Source organism: Nitrospira sp. Nam80 (genome assembly GCF_965152575.1).
Genome location: NZ_OZ224216.1, coordinates 1,476,410 through 1,493,823, shown reverse-complemented (window position 1 = coordinate 1,493,823; position 17,414 = coordinate 1,476,410). Strand labels below are relative to the sequence as shown.

Genomic DNA, 17,414 nt, shown 5'->3' with positions numbered 1-17,414 from the left:
ATTTTCAATAACTTGGAATAGGATGCCGCCAAAAATTTTTCATAGGCATGAAGGGTGCAGGATTGCGTCAATCCACAGGTAGATCGAGGGGCCGCTTCATCACCTTCGAGGGTGTGGAAGGAAGCGGCAAGACGAGTCAGATTTCCCGGTCGGCTGAACGGCTGAGAGATTTAGGTTGGCCCGTGATCGAGACACGCGAACCGGGCGGCACATCGATTGCGGAACAAATCCGAGATGTCATGCTGAATCGAGGGAATGAACAACTGACTCCTCTCACCGAAGCCTTCCTCGTCATGGCGGCCCGCGCTCAACATGTCGAGGAAGTGATCCGGCCCGCGCTGGCTGCCGGCGTCGTCGTCCTGTGCGATCGATTTGCCGATTCCACGCTGGCGTACCAAGGGTACGGGCGGGGGCTGGATCTCCCGTCGTTGCGCCGGCTCAACCACTTGGCGACGGCAGGGCTGCAGCCCGATATGACGATTGTATTCGATGTCCCGGTCACGCTCGGCTTGCAGCGCCGGCGCGCGCACCGCGAAGTCAACCGGCTGGATATGGAATCCGTCGCCTTTCACGAGCGAGTGAGAAAAGGCTTTCTTCAACTGGCTCGCAGGGAGCCTCGTCGCGTGAAGGTGGTGAATTCCGGTGTTTCGCAAGCCCGGGTGTCGAATCTCGTTCTCGAGCTCATCGAACAGGTCCTGCAACGCCCGGCACCCGCGCCTCGGCGAGATATGAACAGATCGCGCCGCTCACAAGTCGGATAAGCCTATGCCTTTCGCAGACATCATCGGCCATGATCGAGCCAAAGCTCTGTTGCAGGCGGCTGTCGCGCGCGACCGGCTCGCGCACGCCTATCTCTTTCATGGAGCGGATCGCATCGGTAAGCGTCTACTCGCGACGCGTCTCGCGCAGGCCTTGCTCTGCGATGGCGGCCCCGGATCCACGGCGGCGGACGGATGCGGTGTCTGCCGCAGTTGCCGCCAGATTGACGCACAGACCCATCCCGACTTCACGTGCATCCGACCCGATCCGGAACAAGCCAATCCACAAATCAAGATCGAGCAAATCCGCGAACTCGAGCACCAGCTCATTTATCGGCCGCTTATCGGTGATCGGAAAATCTGCATAATCGATGAAGCCGACCGTATGACGATCGGTGCCGCCAATGCCTTGCTGAAGACCCTGGAAGAGCCCCCCGATCATAGTGTATTTCTCCTCATTTCAAGTCGCCCTTCGGCGCTGCCTGCGACAATCCGGTCCCGCTGCCAGGTCCTTCGCTTGACGCCGCCGGCCAGAACGCAAATCGAATCCGCCGTCGTCCTTCGCCTTAATCTACCTCCTGCCGACGCGCAATTCCTCGCAATCCTGAGCGAAGGACAACTGGGCCGCGCGCTGGAATCGGATGTTGGAGAAGAAAGACTGCGACACAGTGAATATGCGACCTCGCTCACACCGACGGCCCTCGGATCGATCAGTACCGTGCTCGCCACGGCGGAAACGCTCGCCAAAGCAGATCGTGCAGGCGAGGCCCTATCGTGGCTGCAACGCTGGCTTCGAGATAGGTTAATCGAGGCCGTGTGCGGGACATCGGACGACATTCTTCATGTGGACCACGAAGGCGGCGCGGCCGCATCAGCCGCCACAATGAATGTCGATGTGCTGATTGAACTCCTTCAGGACATCGATCAACTGGATCGACAAGGCCATCGCCATCTGAATCTACAGATGGCGCTCGAAAATATCCTGCTCCGAGTGAGAACGCTTCGTATTCCATCTCCTCCGGTTGTTTCGCCACGAGCGGAGTCCCGCTCCTAGCTTTCGCTGCAATCAACCTGCTATCTTTTTGTCTTCATGAGCCTGTCTGACACGTTCTACATCACAACCCCCATTTACTATGTCAACGACGTGCCGCATATCGGCCACGCCTACACCACGGTGGCAGCCGACGTGCTCGCCCGATATTGGCGCTTAAAAGGCCGGGACGTCTTCTTTCTGACCGGTCTAGATGAACATGGTCAGAAAGTCCAGCAGGCCGCGGCAAAAGCCGGCATTGATCCCCAGGTCCACTGCGATCGACTCGCTCCACAGTTCCGGCAACTCTGGACCAATCTGAATATTTCGAACGATGCCTTCATTCGGACGACTGATCCCCACCACAAATCCGTCGTACAACGATATCTGCAGCAGTTATTCGACCAGGCGCTCATCTATAAGGCCGACTACACAGGCTGGTACTGCACGTTCGACGAGCGGTTCTGGACTGAAAAGGATGTGATCGACGGGCTGTGCCCCGACTGCAAACGGCCCGTGGAGCGGCTGAGCGAACACAATTATTTTTTCAAGATGGGACAATATCAGGAGCGCCTAGTTCGTCATATCCTGGATCATCCGGACTTTATCCGGCCGGAGACCCGGCGCAACGAAGTACTGGGCTTTCTTCAGACGCAGACACTCGGCGACCTCTCCATCTCCCGGCCGAAATCACGCCTCTCGTGGGGAATTGCACTGCCCTTCGATCGCGACTATGTCACTTATGTCTGGTTCGATGCGCTGGTAAATTATCTTTCAGCCTTGGAGTACCTGCGCCCGGAATCCATGGTCACCCGTTTTTGGCCGGCAGATGTCCATCTGGTGGGCAAAGACATCCTTACGACCCATGCAGTCTATTGGTCCGCCATGCTGATGGCCTTGAATCTGCCCTTGCCCAAAACGATTTTTGCGCACGGCTGGTGGACGGTGGACCGCGAGAAGATGTCCAAGAGCCGGGGCAACGTGGTGGACCCCCATGCCATGATCGACCAATACGGCGCGGATGCCTTTCGCTATTTTCTGCTCCGTGAAGTCCCGTTCGGGCAGGACGGGGATTTTTCAGAAAGCGCGATGACGCTTCGTATCAACAGCGAATTGGCTGATGGGCTCGGCAATCTGCTGAGTCGCAGCCTCACGATGATCGAACGATTCGCGGGCAGCACGGTTCCTTCGCACATCAATCATGCAGACGGCGAGATAGAAAAACAGCTCATGCAATCGACGGGTGCGCTTGAAGCGGAAGCGGACGATCACATAGAGCACCTTCGTTTCAGCCGAGCATTGGAATCCATCTGGAGCGTCATTCAGGTGTCCGACCAGTACATAGACAAGACGGCTCCATGGACATTGGCCAAGAAACCTGAACATCGAGAGCGGCTGGAAAATTCCTTATTCCATATTGCTAATACTCTTGGGTCGCTCATTCAATTTGTTTATCCCTTTATGCCAAAGACTGCAGAAAACCTGGCGCAGCAGCTTGGGCTCGAACCGCGCTATGACGGTACCTTGTTCAGGTATAAAGACCCAGCTCTTTTACCAGGCAGAACAGTGAAAAAATCTGCTGCTCTGTTCCCAAGAATCGACACGAAACACTTACAAGGAGCGAAGACCGTGACCGACCCAACTCCTCCCTCCCCACAACCCGTTGCATCCGCGCCGACCGGTGCTTCGTCGCAACCGGCTGCCACCCCGCCGGCGGCAGGCGCGGCTCAAACGTCGCAGCCGGTCAATCAGATCACGATCGAGGACTTTATGAAGATCCAATTAAAGACCGCCAAGGTCGTGATCGCTGAGCGTGTTCCCAAATCCGACAAGCTCATCAAACTCATCGTGAACCTGGGCAGCGAACAGCGGCAAATCGTGGCGGGCATCGGCAAAAAATATGAGCCCGCCGACCTTGTCGGGAAGTCCATCGTGATCGTCGCGAATCTGAAACCGGCTAAACTCATGGGCATTGAATCGCAAGGGATGGTGCTGGCGGCCGGTGATAAGGATGTAGGCGGTCTCGTTACCATCCTTGAAGAAGTGGAGCCAGGCACGAAGGTCAAATGATTGCCCGCATCCTGGTCGGTCTCATGACCATCGCAGCGCTGCTGATCTGGCACGGTCCCGGTTCCGCCGTGGTGCCGGAAGTCATCGAATCCGAGCATGAGCAGCGCGAACATCTGAACGAACCCCTTCCGACTCGTATCCTCGTCCGAGTTGTGGCGCACGGCGCCATGGTGCTGGGTCGCGAGGTAGGCGGCGCCCGAGTCACGATCACCGATGTCGCCACGGGTCAACTCCTGGCATCGGGAATTCAGCAGGGAGAAATGGGCGACCAAAATCAGATCATGCGCACGCCCCATCTTATGGAGGAACCACGCTACAGCTCCCGCCCGGCTGCCTTTTTCAGCGCGACGCTGGACCTTCTCAAGCCGACATTAGTCGAGATCACCGCGGAAGGCCCTTTGGCTTACCCATCGTCCGCTCAACGCGCGAGTGAAACCGTGCTGCTCATTCCCGGACACGACATGACGAACGACGGCATCGTCATCCATCTGTATGGATATTTGGTTCAGATTGAGCATCCAAAGCCCGGCGACTCGCTGGTTTCGAAAGAAGACGTCATTCTGCGCGCGTCCGTCCGGACGCTGTCGGGCTCGCTCGTGCGGCCCCATGGCGATTGGGATTCCCGAAAGCTGCACATTTATGGAGAGGTGCTGATCGCAGACCGGGTGGTCGAACGGTTGCAAATGTTCTATTCGGGCGATAAAGCCTATTTTGAGGCGCCGTTCTTCGTGCCGGTTTCGCAGGATGCGCCGGATGGGATCAGCCTTCGAGTCATCGCAGCCGATTCCAACTCTGGAAATTTCGGGATGGGCGTGGCGAAGTATTCCGTGCTCAGCGAACGGCTTCGATCGATGAAGCCACGATGAATGGTACCCCCATCCGATATAGTTAAATCAATGCTTTCATTATGTTTCATGATCCGCATGACGCGTATCGCCCGGGGGAAATGCGCCCATATCGATCGGCCGGCCATCCCTGCGAGCCGCCTCACGCAATGGCGCGCGTTTACTAGTGGAGTGTCGTGCAGAATAGACCGCACAATAAGTTCAAGGAATGGTTGAGCGCTAGCTTCTTCCCTCTTCTGGCAAGCCTTGTCCTCCTGTTCATTGGCTCAGCCTGCGCCCCGCATGATCAGCGGCATCACCACCGACCCCCGAACGTCACTGAATACTTGGACCGGCTTGACCGGCCTGATCGTGACGTCCATCAAAAGCCGGGGGAGGTAGTCCAGGCCCTCGGCCTCAAACCGGGCATGGCCGTGCCGATCTCGGGTCGGGATCGGGATATTTCACCCGTCGCTTCATACAGGCCGTGGCTCCCGGCGGAACGGTCTATGCGATCGATGTCGAGCCGAAAGCGCTGGAATATATTCGGACCCATTTGAGCCCGGAGGACAAGACAACATCGGCCGTTGCCTTCATTCATGCAGACCCCGATAATCCCAAGTTGGCGCCCTCATCGGTGGACCTCTTATTTGTCTGCAACACCTATCACCATATTGAGAATCGTAGCCCGTACTTTTCACAGGCAGCGCACGCGATCCGAGCCGGTGGACGACTCGCCATCATCGACTTCTATGCGGACCACCGGTCCGGCGATTTGGGATTTCCCAAGGACCATCTCATAGCCCGCGAACAAGTCATTGCTGAGTTGACCAGGGCCGGCTATCGCTTGGCCCGCGAGCATACGTTTCTCTCCCGGCAGTACTTCTTGGAGTTCGATCCTCCGCCATCTCACAACTGACATCCTGCGCGGAAATCATTTCTCCGCCTTGCCCTCCCGCGGAAGGCGTGAGAAACTACTCACATATGTCCACTCCTTCGTATGCAGAACTTCGGTCCAGACTTCGCATTGCGCTCGCCGTCAACGCCGCCATCATCCTGGCTGAATTTGCAGGCGGGCTCTGGACCAACAGCATCGGCTTGATCGGGGACGCGGGGCACAACCTCATCGACCAGGGTTCGTTATTTCTCGCCCTCTATGCGCATATCTTAACCGCCCGCCCCGCGACGGAAAGCCGCACGTTCGGCTATCACCGGGCGGGAATCGTCGCCGCGTTCTTGAACTCCTTCATCTTGCTCCTCACCGCTTTCGGTCTCACGCTCGTAGCGGCACGGCGCCTAATGGCACCGGTCCCGGTGCCGGGCGGATGGGTCATGGCGATTGCGCTTGTTAGTTTTCTGGCCAACCTGTCGATTGCGTTGATGCTCCAGCGAGGAGCTCAAGACGATCTGAATATTCGTAGCGCCTTTTGGCATATGTTGGCCGATGCCTGGGTTTCACTCGGTGTCGTGGTCAGCGGGGGGGCTATGATAGTGACGGGTTGGTGGTTTCTTGATCCTCTGGTGAGCCTCTTCGTCGTCGTGGCGATTGTCAGGGGCGCTTGGCCGCTCTTTAAAGAATCACTTGAGGTGCTGCTTGAGTCCACGCCTCCGAGCATCAGCGCTTCCCATGTGGCCGCCACGATCGAATCGATGCCCGGCGTGAGAAATGTCCATGATTTGCACATCTGGGCCGTGGAACCCCGCCTCATTATGCTCACGTGTCACATTCATGTGGACGGTGACGATTCGGCCGTTACCGGCATCTTGCTTCAATCCATACGCAGCCGCATCGCGAAGGATTTTGGAATCCATCATGCCACCATTCAAATGGAAACCGAGTGCTGCCATCCCGGCGCGGTCCATTGCGATTTGAGCCGCTTGACGCAACATGCTCCTCATCCTAAAGCACTCCATCATCATTGAGCGAGACGGACGCAGGCCGTCCGGCAAGATGACGCTGACCGCAGCCACATGATCGTCCCAAATTCATCGCTTCCCGTCCCCTTTTATATCCTGTGTGGATCACTCGGCGCCGGCAAGACGACGCTTCTCATGCGGCTGCTGGAATTTTGGAATCGACAGAATCAGCGTGTCGGCGTTCTCATGAACGAGGCGGGAGAAATCAGCATCGATGGGCCGCGCGTCGGCGTGATCGCGGAGCAAGTCTTGAATCTCGCAGGCGGCTGTGTCTGCTGCGACACCAAAGAAGATTTGTCCTGGGGCATCGCTCAACTGATTCACGACTATCATGCCACGCTGATCGTGCTCGAATGTTCCGGCATGGCGGATCCGGCCGAAGTCGTGGACGCCGTAACGGATGCCTATGTCAGACGACTGGCGGGATTGGAACGGATCATCGCATTGATTCAGCCGACCTCCGCCCCGGAAACCGGACTTGCTGAAGTGGCGACCCGCCATGCGATCCGGTTTGCCGATGATTTGATCCTGAACAAACGAGATCTCTACATCCCCGGACATTGGGAAAACTTCCGCGCGGACATTTTGGTGGCCAATCCTTATGCCCGCGTATGGGAGACGACGCATGCCCGCGTCGACATCGAGCGGCTCTTAACCGGCCCTCGCCCCTCGCCGACAGTCGCGACTCGGGATACCGCCGTCGTCGAACCTGGAGCCGATCTCGTACAGTCCCGAGCGCCCCACCATCCGATGGTCACGACGATTCGCCTTGAGAAACCGTTACATCGCGGCCTGTTCATGAATTGGGTCCATGAGCTACCTGAAGGTCTGGAGCGGGCGAAGGGTTACTTTCGCTTCATCGATGAGCCGGAGTTGCAAGAGTTCCAATTTTCCGCTCCGCGCACCGCCACCATCTCCCCGGTGATGCTGTTGGACGAGCCGGAGCATGCGATTGTCCTGATCGGGCGGGGCTATGATGCGGCGGCGCTCAGGAGTGCGCTGCTGAGGACGAGACGCGATTCCTAGGCCGATTCCTCCACCGGATGCTTTGCCGCGTGCAGCTTCAGCCGGCGCCGAAGCATCCACGCCACGCCCCCACCGACCGCACCGCCCAGGATCCATCCACCCGCCACATCGGTGACATAATGCGCCCCGATATACACTCGGGACAATCCGATAGCCGCCACAAGAGGCCAACCAATCCAGCCGGAGCGTGGATATAGGACCTGAAAGAACGCCGCCGCGGCGGCCGTATTCACGGCATGATTCGACGGAAACGAGAACGCGCTCCCGCATCCCAGGAGTTCATAAACTTCTTGAAGTCGCAGGCAAGGGCGCGGCCGCTGCATAAGATTCTTGACTTGTGTCCCGATCGCGTCGGTCCCTCCGACAACGGCGGCCAACAGCGCGGAAGCAATCACACATTCACGCCAGTTTTTCCATGCCCAATACCCCGCCAGCAGCAGACAGGGATACCAGAGATTGTCCGGCTTCGCCAATTCCACCATGACCCAATCAAGAGTGGAGAACTGGCCGGCAAGACCGTTGATGGCGCGAAACAGCTTTTCATCCCAATCCATGACGGCGATCATGCCTCGCAAGTCATCGGCCGGTCATGACCTGCTCCCAAGATATCGAAGTCGTGTCTACCCTGTCTCGGATGGAATCGAGATAAGAATGAATGGCCGGCCGTCACGGAATCATCGATCTTGAGTGCGGAAATGGATGCGAATGGTCAGCTCGCCGTCTACCGGCTCATCCCCCTGCAACTGGGGATCGAACGTCCATCTGTTCAAGGCGGCGATACCGGCCGTGGTCAATTCGCGATGTTTGGCCGGCTCCAGCACGACCACGGTGACCCGCGCATCCTTCGACACCAGCATGCGCGCCTTCATCCAATCATCCAGCGGCTTCCCGTCCAACGAGGAGGGAATCGCCGGCCAAGGCGTAGACTTCGGCACCGGTCCGCGTTGTTGATCCTTGTTTAACGGAAGCCCGTGGACATGCACTTCCGGCAATTCGATGATATCGGCATCCTGCGCGTGGTCGGTCTCGTGAGATGCGCCGTCCCCCGTCACGGACCCGGCACGCACCGGCCAAAGACAGAGGCAGAGAATCCAGCAGAGGGCGATCCGTTTCAGTATTATCCCGTCGTCAAGTCGCATGATCCTCATCGTGAGCCTCCATATGTTTATACCATTAGCTTCCGAGAAAGATCATCCGCAAGAGCCGGGGCAGAGCGTGCGCGCCTCGTCAGAAAAACCACTGCCCGCGAAAAAAGAATGATCGCGGCATACCAGCATGGGCCACCCCCAATCCAATGCTTCCCTCGCCCTGATTGATAAAGTACTGTTGATCCAACAGATTGATGATATCGAAGCCCAACAAGAACTTTTGCCCCTCCCAAGGAAGCGGAAAGATATGAGCGATTGAGAGGTTGTAAATCGTATAGGACGGGCTATGACTCGAGTTGGTCTTGGCCTCCGCATCGGCCGCGGTTCGTAACCCGGAGCCGTACAACATTTGGCCGGTGAGAGTCGTCCTTTCCTTGATGCGATAGCTCACGACCGCCGAACTGGTCAGCGTCTGCATATGGTCGCAAAAGACGCCCCCCTTCGAGTTGATGTCGGCGATCTCTTTCGCCTCAAGAAGAAAGTTACCGGACTGCAATCCATAGCCTTTGCATTGGCCCCACGCGACATTGGCGCGAGCCGTGAGGTCTTCCGTCAGCCGCACCTTCAACGCGCCGTCGATGCCGCGCTGCCATCCGCGCTCAAAGGCAAAATAATTCAGCAGCGGGGTCGTGCCGAACTGGCCCGCATCGGAAAGAAAATTGCTCAGTTTGTACCAGCCCGTCAATTCCAACGTCGCATAGCGGTTCAAGGCGTGATAGCTGCCGACTTCAAAATAATGGGCCCGTTCCGCGCGCACAGTATTGCTGGTGGGATCTTCCGGTTGCGCCTTCGTGCCGGCCGTATTGAGCTTCGCGAAGGAGATGGACTCGAGATTGGGGGGCGTGAACATGCGTCCATAGAAGGCGTGGAAGACATGTGACTGATTGTACTTGTACGTCGCGCCTATCCTGGGACTGACCTGCCCCTCGTTCCGTAGATACTGCACAGCATCACCGCGGACCCCAAGATTGAAGGTCCACTTGTCGTTCGGGCTCCATTGGTCCTGAATCCAGAATTCCTGGCGATATCCAATCAATCGATTGTCCGCGTTCAACGTCAAGAGATCGCCGATAGGATTGCCGGCTGCATCCTCGCCGAATGTAAACAGCCGTGTCTTGTTCACCGCCTGAGTGCGATCGATCTGGAACCCGGTCTTGATCAAATGTTCCTTGCTATGGACGTAGGTATAGTCCAACCGGATTCCGGTCGAATAACCATTGCGATCCTGGTCCGACGTTGAGAAAGGCTCTGCCGGATCCTGGGTATAGGCCAGGACATTCAAAGGGTCCGTCTTGAAGGTGGCTCTAGTGTGCCGGAAATAGCCGGCAAGACTGAAAAAATTGTTTGCATTCACATCGTGACGCCACACCAGATGACTGTATTGATTGTTCTCCTTTTGGAATTCGTTCACCGATTGCGAAGCAACGGGCGTGAAACCAGGGCTGCTCGCCTGCAAGAGCGGCAGCAATTGGCCGCTAGGGTCCAGTTCAATTCCGGGTCTTGTTGGAATTTGATACTTGGCGACCGAATTCAGGAAGAGCCACGTGAAGTTGTTCCTGTTGTCATGCTGATAATCGCCCCGGAGAAAAGTCTGATTGCGCTCACTCTGCCCGTGAAAGATCGAATGGCCCAATGTCGGCGGCTCAATGCCGCGATTCGTCGTCGTGTAACTGTTCAAGGCATAGAAACGAAACTTGGCCCCGACGGTTCCCCCGTACTCGAATGACGGATTTACGGTCTGATTGGACCCCCCGAATATTTGGGCGGAGCCAAATCCCGGCTTGGTTCCGCTTTTCGTCGTGATATCGAGCAGCGCCGCCGTCTTGTTTCCATACTGGGCCTCCATGCCGCCCAGAATAATATCCGCCCGCTCCCAGGCTCGCGGCGTAATGACGTCGGAAAACGTCGTGGAAACCGTCTCCGGGATGGGAACCCCGTCGATACGGAACTGAATATTGGCATGGTCTTGTCGAATATGGACCTGTTTCAACGCCCCATAAACCGCGCTTGGGACAGTCAGCAGCACATCGTGCAGTTCATTGTTATTGCCGCGGGGAAGCTCTTCGATGTCTTTCCGGCTCACGGCATAGGTCTCGCTCGATGCCTTGTATTGAATCGGCGCCAGAGGCGAGACGATATCGAGTGCGATCTCTTGCGTTTCGGTCAATGTCAGGCGAATGGGCGCCGCTTGTTCTGTTCCTTTGGCAACCACGACATATTCGCTGCGGTACGTATCCAGCACGGCGTTCACGGAAACCATACTGTCCTGCTTGACGATCACGCTGAATTCGCCCGCCTCATCGGTGACCGTTCGCGCCACCGTATTACCTTCCTGATCTCGCACCTCGACGGTGGCTTGGGATACGCGCCGGAGATCCTGGTTTTGCACAAATCCCGTGAGCCGTCTTTCCCCGGGATTCACCTCCTGCTCTTGCGCCGTCGCATCCCCGGTAGAACCGAGCATCGACGCAATCAACACACACCACACCACAGGGCATAGCCCTGCACGAAGCTTCCGCATACAATCCTCCTGAATCCGCCGGCGGTCGAGCGCGCGGTAGGCTTTCCGCATACGCCGGACGCCGCCATGTCATAATCGGTGATGGATTCGGCCGCGTTCAGAACGCGGGAGGCGCGCGCGAAGCGAGAGAGTCGGAAAGCGAGAGAGAGATGAAGAGAGGCTGCTTATGGAACTTCGGTTCAAGCGCGTGAAAGAGTGACGAGACGGCGGGCACTTCGCCGATAAGCGAATGACCGGTGTGATACTGAACCCATTGACATAGGTCGGTATCGGAATGCTCATGCCCGTCATGATCCGCCGCCGCCAAGTCATGGTGAACGGCCAACGCCGTCGAAAACGGCGCCATTACGATCAACAGCAGCGAGACCGCGAGCGCGATCATTGAGCTTCTGAACCGGCCAGAAGATGCCATGGGAATCCGGCTAATCATACGGGGCCTGACTTCTAACAAAGCACTTGCCGGAAAGCAAGCCCCCGAGTCTTTACCGGGTACTGGTAAAGTTTGAATCTCCGGTTACGTGACATCATGCTTGCGATCTGGCATGATGAGGCATGCCGAAGAAGCCCAAGAAAAACCCTACCGATCCTCTCGCGCTCGCTCGGTCCGTGGTAGAAACGGCCATAGGTGGCACGCTCGTACCACGGAAAGAGAAGAAGAAGCCTGCCAAGCGAAAGCCTAAGTAGCGGAAGCAGCAAAATCTAGTTCTTGCTGCGCCCCGAATCGCTTCTTTATCTTAGCCTCATAATCATTTCGATCTTCCGAAGATTCGCACATTTCAAGAACACGGCCAAGGTGTATCCTCAATGCCCTTGCCCCGACATCATTGAGGAACTGGAAGAGTTTTTTCTGCCTGTCACCATCTTTCGCCTTTAAAGCTTTTACTAATTCATAGATTTTCCCATTGCTCTGAGCTAGTGGATAGTAAATATGCTCAACGGTTAGGTGCTTAAACTGCCAAGGTTTGCCCCGTTGCGGAACCTCTATCTCATAAAGTCTATGCCATTGCGCATAAAGCTCATTGGGGAATTCCGGTTCATATTTCCTAGCCTCCTCCTGGACATATAACTTAAAGGCATCAATGACTTCTTGCGCCGAAGGATTATATCCAGCCAGCGCGTATACCAGGCCCTTAATGCCAGATTTCGCAGAGGCACTTAAAATGATCCGAGCCTGCTCCACCATCTTATCGTATCGCTGATCAGATAATTTGCCGTCATTCCTGGCATCGAGCACGGATGTGCAAATATCGATAAGGATAGTGGCATCGTATCCGTGCGTCTGGTCACTTATGGGGTTTTCCGCGGCCGAGCCAGTGCGTTGAAAAATAATGGGTTTTGCGATTTTTTCCTTCAATTCGCGGCCGATGTAATCTTCCATGTTTTTGCTGTTCACAAAAACCGCTAGCCTATCTCCGCGCTTGCTCAAGCCAATGGCTTGGCCCATGCCACGCTTACTAATCACGGCTGTTTTTTGGGGATCATCTAGCACGTAACAATCGACATCTATTCCGAAATGCTCTTGAAAGCTGCCCTTGTGAATGACCTTTAAGGGTCTTTCGCCCCACCGCGCCACAGCGGCTTTTCGAGCGATTTCTTTCCGTTCTTCATCCGACAAAGCCTCAGCCCGAGCCAAACCCCCAGCACGTCCTATTACGTCCCCCTTTGGCATGCAAGCACCTCCGTTAGTTGTTTATGCTTGCATCTTACAGGGATCTGGCGCATAATGCAAGCACGTTCGATATAACTGAATGCTTGCACTGGGAGGATACATGAACAAGTTGAGCGGCGCAAAGCGCAGCCAAGTGGTAGCGGCCCTTGTAGAGGGCTCAAGCGTCAATAGCGTGGTCCGCATGACTGGCATATCAAAGCCCACCATTCTGAAACTCTTGGCCGATCTCGGTACGGCTTGCGCCAAGTATCAAGATGAGAAATTGCGCAACCTGCCATGCAAGCGCGTTCAGGCCGATGAGATATGGTCGTTCTGTTTTGCGAAGGATAAGAATCTACCGGAAGAACTGAAAGGCAAGTTTGGCTTTGGCAGTGTATGGACCTGGACGGCGATCTGTGCGGATACCAAGCTGATGGTTTCTTGGCTTGTAGGAGAGCGCACAACGGCCTATGCCGTAAAGTTTATCGAAGACCTAGCCTCACGCCTTGCTCATCGCGTACAGCTCACTACGGACGGCCACAGGCCGTATCTTCAGGCGGTTGATGGCGCGTTCGGCTCAGAAATCGACTACGCCATGCTAGAGAAGATCTATTCAGCCCCGCCGCAAGAAGGCGCGACAACTCGGTATAGTCCGGCCCAGTGCTGCGGAACCCGTACCCATAAGATCATGGGCAATCCGGATGCTAATCATATTTCAACCAGCTATGCGGAAAGAATGAACTTGCAGATAAGAATGGGAATGCGTAGATTTACGCGACTGACCAATGCGCATTCCAAGAAAATCGAAAATCATCGGCATGCCCTGGCGCTCTATTTTATGTATTACAACTTCGCAAGGATTCATCAAACACTCAGGGTTACTCCTGCGATGCAGGCCGGAATTGCTGATCATGTTTGGTCAATCGAGGAAATTACAAATTTAATATCTTGAGGCTATGAAGAATAAACAAGCTACGCCAGATGACGTGCTACTTACAGCGGGAAAGCTGATGCATAACGCATCAATGAATGAACAATTCATGTGCATGGCGTTTCAGATCATATCTGGCACTTCTCCCAAAATAGCGAGTGCCATTTTTTTCACGTTTGATTCATTTCCGCAGAGAGAAAATCTCTTGCGTCGCGTAATGGCTCTCACACATGACGCAGAAGATAAGGAATTAGTGATGGCCGTTATTAGAGCCGCCGAGAAATCTGGCAAGCAACGCAAGGATCTTGCGCATGCCACCATTATGTTTGAGGGCGAATTCAACAACTCTTCCATGAGGCTGTATCATGCAAAATCCAATACAGCAACCAATGTCACTCATGCTCGGCTTGATGAGTTAAGCCGCCACTCCTGGGAGGCAGTTCAAGAGGCAGGCGCGGCAATTCAAAAGCTACATGTGAAGCATGGAAAATCTCTGACAATAGCCCTGCAATAAAATCGGCACGCTCTCCATGTGCCGTTCCATTATCAAACTCCTCTGAGTGCTCCCGCAAATATTTATCCCCGGCAATTAGACCAGAACTGGTAATTTTGACCATTTTCTGCCCCTCATCGGCAATGTAACGATTCGTTACAATACCAAACTGAAAGGAGAAAGTCCAATCCCTGATCTGTTAGATTGGACTAATGGCGCGGGAAACTGAATTGCAGTGGATTAATAAAGTGCTCACTCAGAAGGACCGCTTTACCAAGCAGCTCGTTAGAAAGGCCCAAGCTATCCTCGCCAAATTGCGCCGACAAAGGAAAGCCCGCGAAGAGAAGCACGGCTAGTCAAACTTTACCAGTACCCTTTACCGGTCCCATTGGACTTTCGGCGGCTGATTCCGCTATGGTATTGGGCCTTCCAATGTTCAACTCCAAGGGCATGCTATGACCAGACCGATCGACAATCAACACGTTATTGAAATCCGGCCTCTTCCTTCACCTCGCGAGGTAAAAACCCGTCTCCCGATTACGGATACGATCAGTGAGGTGGTATTCCAGACCAGGCAAGCGATCCGCGATATCCTCCACGGCCGCGACCGCGAACGCATTATCGTCATTGTCGGACCCTGTTCGATTCATGAGCCCGATGCCGCCTATGAATATGCCGACCGGCTGAAGCCCGTGGCCGATGCGGTCCGCGAGAAACTCCTGATCGTGATGCGGACCTATTTCGAGAAGCCGAGAACGACCGTCGGCTGGAAGGGGCTGATCAATGACCCCCATCTGGACGGCACCTGCGACATTGCCCGTGGTGTGCAGCTGGCGCGCACCATTCTTCTCACCATCAACGGGAAAGGCGTTCCCTGCGCCACCGAACTCCTTGATCCGGTAATCCCGCAATACATTGCCGACTTGTTGAGTTGGACGGCGATCGGGGCCAGAACTACGGAGAGTCAAACCCATCGCGAAATGGCGAGCGGCCTCTCAATGCCCGTCGGGTTCAAGAACGGAACGGAAGGCAGCCTCCAAGTCGCCATCAATGCCATGGTTGCCAGTCGAACGCCCCATCACTTCGTCGGGGTCAATGCCGACGGCATGACTTCAATCATCAAGACGACCGGGAATCCCGACCGGCATGTCGTACTGCGGGGCGGCGGCGGACGAACGAACTACGGTGTCGAGGATATCGCCCGAGCCGAAGCCGCGCTCGCCGGCGAAGGGCTCGCACGCGCCGTCATGGTGGACTGTTCTCATGACAATAGCGGGAAAAATCATCAACGCCAGATTGAGGTGGCGCGCGATGTCCTGAAACAATTTCAGGAGGGACGCCGTTCCATCATGGGGTTGATGCTGGAGAGCCATCTGGAAGGAGGGCGCCAGACCTGGCAGCCCAACAAGGCGCTGACCTACGGCATGTCGATCACCGATCCCTGCCTGGCATGGAACGATACCGAAGCCTTGCTCTACCAGGTCGCCGATTCATTGGATGCCAAACCGGTATAGGGGCCTCAGTCATGCCATCCGTCGCCTGAACCTATCATCCGGTCACCGCTTCAATGTCCGCGCGCCGAGAAGGCCCCGCACGACCGACCGATGCTGATCGACACCCACACTCATTTGGACGACGCCCGGTATGATGACGACCGGGACCTGATGATCGCGCGGGCACACGAAGCGGGAGTGGACCGGATGGTGACGATCGGCTGCGACCTGGCGACAAGCCAAGCAGCCGTTGCGCTGGCAGACCGGTATCCGACCGTGTACGCCTCAGTCGGTGTCCACCCCCATGAGGTCAGGCACATCACCGGCGGATGGTACGACCATCTGCGCCGTCTGGCGGAGCACAAGAAAGTCGTGGCCTACGGGGAGATTGGGCTTGATTATCATTACAACCACTCCTCTCCGGAAGACCAGCGTGTTCGATTTCGAGAACAGGTGCAACTTGCCTGTGAGCTACGGCGGCCGATTATCATTCATACACGGGAAGCGCAGGAGGATACGATCCGGATTCTTCAAGAAGAAAAGGCTTCACAAGCGGGAGGAGTATTCCACTGTTTCTCTGGGGATGCCTGGCTGGCCAAAGACGCGCTCGACCTGGGCTTCTATCTATCGTTTTCCGGTATCCTGACATTTCAGAACGCCGGCATGCTGAGAGACATTGCCAAAACCGTCCCGATGGACCGGCTGTTAATTGAAACCGACTGCCCCTACCTGACCCCCGTTCCCCATCGTGGCAAGCGCAACGAACCCGGTTATGTCCGGCATGTCGCGCACACATTGGCGGGACTCTTGGACGGCATGAGCCTCGACGCAATCGCGGAGACGACGGCCGCCAACGCGCGCCGGCTGTTCAAAATCCCCTGAGTTGCCGGCTTCTCTTGCGAACCGATTTTGGCAGCTTTCGCGGGTTACCCTTCTTGTCAGGATCCCGTTTCATGCCGCGCATCGGTTCGGAATCAAGCTCTTTGAACGGCCGCACGGCTGACGGCAAAGGTGCCTCAAACAGTTTCATCCAAAAGTCCGGGGCCGGCATCACGAGCGCCCCTGCCGCACGAGCTGAATCCCCCACTTCGCGGTCGGACGATACCACGGCGCAATCTTTCCCATATTCGGCCGCCAAGCGGCGTATTACCTGGTCGGCTTGCTCACCGCGCCGAGAATAGATCACCTCGACGCCTCCCCGGTGTTCGTGATATTCCACGTGTCCGCCGGCACGCCAGCCGTCGAACACGACCGTGACAGCATGGCCTCGACGGTGGCGATAGCCGCCGAGCCGGCGAAGTAGTTCTTCCCTGGCCGCCTCCGACCATGGCTCGCGATCGGTGCGACCGCGACCGCCGGCGCCCAGGAGGTTATACCCGTCGATGATGAGATGAACGGCCATGGCGGATCACGTCGCGCATTGATTATTTGAACACTTTTGTTGACAATACCATACGCATCTGAGAAAACGCCCCTATTGGTAAGCCGCAAGGAGTTACTGGCTTGACCTACTACCCGCGTCGTATTTGTTTCGCCTGCTTCCTGCTCATCGGTT

17 protein-coding genes are annotated in these 17,414 nt (G+C 56.1%); 11 read left to right on the top strand and 6 right to left on the bottom strand.

Translation table 11 applies throughout. The annotated features are described in order from the left end of the window. Positions 1-47 precede the first annotated feature (47 nt). The 7 genes from tmk (at position 48) to ACWGXE_RS06915 (ending at position 7,625) form a co-directional block, all read left to right on the top strand. Positions 48-761, top strand: a complete 714-nt coding sequence (gene tmk / locus ACWGXE_RS06945) for a dTMP kinase (RefSeq protein WP_447602426.1) — start codon at positions 48-50, stop codon at positions 759-761. Between the two features lie 4 nt (positions 762-765). Further along, positions 766-1,812 carry a DNA polymerase III subunit delta' gene (holB, locus tag ACWGXE_RS06940; RefSeq protein WP_447602424.1) on the top strand — a complete coding sequence of 349 codons (1,047 nt, stop codon included), beginning with the start codon at positions 766-768 and terminating at the stop codon, positions 1,810-1,812. A gap of 36 nt (positions 1,813-1,848) precedes the next feature. After that, positions 1,849-3,858 (top strand): methionine--tRNA ligase, encoded by a 2,010-nt coding sequence (metG, locus tag ACWGXE_RS06935; RefSeq protein ID WP_447602422.1) that lies wholly within the window; start codon positions 1,849-1,851, stop codon positions 3,856-3,858. Beyond that, complete coding sequence (locus ACWGXE_RS06930) at positions 3,855-4,724, top strand: hypothetical protein (protein WP_447602421.1); 870 nt, start codon at positions 3,855-3,857, stop codon at positions 4,722-4,724. The genes metG and ACWGXE_RS06930 overlap by 4 nt, the downstream gene beginning before the upstream one ends. A 436-nt stretch (positions 4,725-5,160) precedes the next feature. Then, the gene (locus ACWGXE_RS06925) at positions 5,161-5,601 is read left to right on the top strand and encodes a class I SAM-dependent methyltransferase (RefSeq protein ID WP_447603881.1); all 441 of its coding nucleotides are present in this window, start codon (positions 5,161-5,163) and stop codon (positions 5,599-5,601) included. Between the two features lie 65 nt (positions 5,602-5,666). Beyond that, on the top strand, positions 5,667-6,605 hold the full coding sequence (locus ACWGXE_RS06920) for a cation diffusion facilitator family transporter (RefSeq protein ID WP_447602420.1): 939 nt from the start codon (positions 5,667-5,669) through the stop codon (positions 6,603-6,605). 48 nt (positions 6,606-6,653) lie between these two features. Beyond that, the gene (locus ACWGXE_RS06915) at positions 6,654-7,625 is read left to right on the top strand and encodes a CobW family GTP-binding protein (protein WP_447602418.1); all 972 of its coding nucleotides are present in this window, start codon (positions 6,654-6,656) and stop codon (positions 7,623-7,625) included. On the opposite strand, the gene ACWGXE_RS06910 is transcribed toward ACWGXE_RS06915, so the two are convergent. The 5 genes from ACWGXE_RS06910 to ACWGXE_RS06890 all read right to left on the bottom strand — a co-directional run bounded on the left by ACWGXE_RS06910 (position 7,622) and on the right by ACWGXE_RS06890 (position 12,963). Continuing rightward, complete coding sequence (locus ACWGXE_RS06910; RefSeq protein WP_447602417.1) at positions 7,622-8,191, bottom strand: phosphatase PAP2 family protein; 570 nt, start codon at positions 8,189-8,191, stop codon at positions 7,622-7,624. The genes ACWGXE_RS06915 and ACWGXE_RS06910 overlap by 4 nt on opposite strands. A gap of 108 nt (positions 8,192-8,299) precedes the next feature. After that, positions 8,300-8,773, bottom strand: coding sequence for an energy transducer TonB family protein (locus ACWGXE_RS06905; RefSeq protein ID WP_447602415.1), 474 nt, complete (start codon positions 8,771-8,773; stop codon positions 8,300-8,302). 79 nt (positions 8,774-8,852) lie between these two features. Next, positions 8,853-11,294 carry a TonB-dependent receptor gene (locus ACWGXE_RS06900; protein WP_447602414.1) on the bottom strand — a complete coding sequence of 814 codons (2,442 nt, stop codon included), beginning with the start codon at positions 11,292-11,294 and terminating at the stop codon, positions 8,853-8,855. A 97-nt stretch (positions 11,295-11,391) separates the two neighbouring features. Then, positions 11,392-11,676 carry a hypothetical protein gene (locus ACWGXE_RS06895; RefSeq protein ID WP_447602413.1) on the bottom strand — a complete coding sequence of 95 codons (285 nt, stop codon included), beginning with the start codon at positions 11,674-11,676 and terminating at the stop codon, positions 11,392-11,394. A 294-nt stretch (positions 11,677-11,970) separates the two neighbouring features. Further along, positions 11,971-12,963, bottom strand: a complete 993-nt coding sequence (locus tag ACWGXE_RS06890) for a P63C domain-containing protein (RefSeq protein WP_447602412.1) — start codon at positions 12,961-12,963, stop codon at positions 11,971-11,973. Between the two features lie 100 nt (positions 12,964-13,063). On the opposite strand from ACWGXE_RS06890, the gene ACWGXE_RS06885 reads away from it, so the two are divergent. The 4 genes from ACWGXE_RS06885 (at position 13,064) to ACWGXE_RS06870 (ending at position 16,741) form a co-directional block, all read left to right on the top strand. Continuing rightward, the gene (locus ACWGXE_RS06885) at positions 13,064-13,894 is read left to right on the top strand and encodes an IS1 family transposase (RefSeq protein ID WP_447602410.1); all 831 of its coding nucleotides are present in this window, start codon (positions 13,064-13,066) and stop codon (positions 13,892-13,894) included. 4 nt (positions 13,895-13,898) lie between these two features. After that, positions 13,899-14,387 carry a hypothetical protein gene (locus ACWGXE_RS06880; protein ID WP_447602408.1) on the top strand — a complete coding sequence of 163 codons (489 nt, stop codon included), beginning with the start codon at positions 13,899-13,901 and terminating at the stop codon, positions 14,385-14,387. Positions 14,388-14,821: 434 nt separating this feature from the next. After that, complete coding sequence (locus tag ACWGXE_RS06875) at positions 14,822-15,880, top strand: 3-deoxy-7-phosphoheptulonate synthase (protein WP_447602407.1); 1,059 nt, start codon at positions 14,822-14,824, stop codon at positions 15,878-15,880. Between the two features lie 90 nt (positions 15,881-15,970). Then, a complete protein-coding gene (locus ACWGXE_RS06870; protein WP_447602405.1) occupies positions 15,971-16,741 on the top strand; it encodes a TatD family hydrolase in 771 nt (256 codons plus the stop codon). Here ACWGXE_RS06870 and ACWGXE_RS06865 read toward each other — a convergent pair. Continuing rightward, positions 16,728-17,261: an NYN domain-containing protein gene (locus ACWGXE_RS06865; protein ID WP_447602404.1), complete on the bottom strand. Its 534-nt coding sequence runs from the start codon at positions 17,259-17,261 to the stop codon at positions 16,728-16,730. The genes ACWGXE_RS06870 and ACWGXE_RS06865 overlap by 14 nt on opposite strands. Positions 17,262-17,414: the final 153 nt, after the last annotated feature.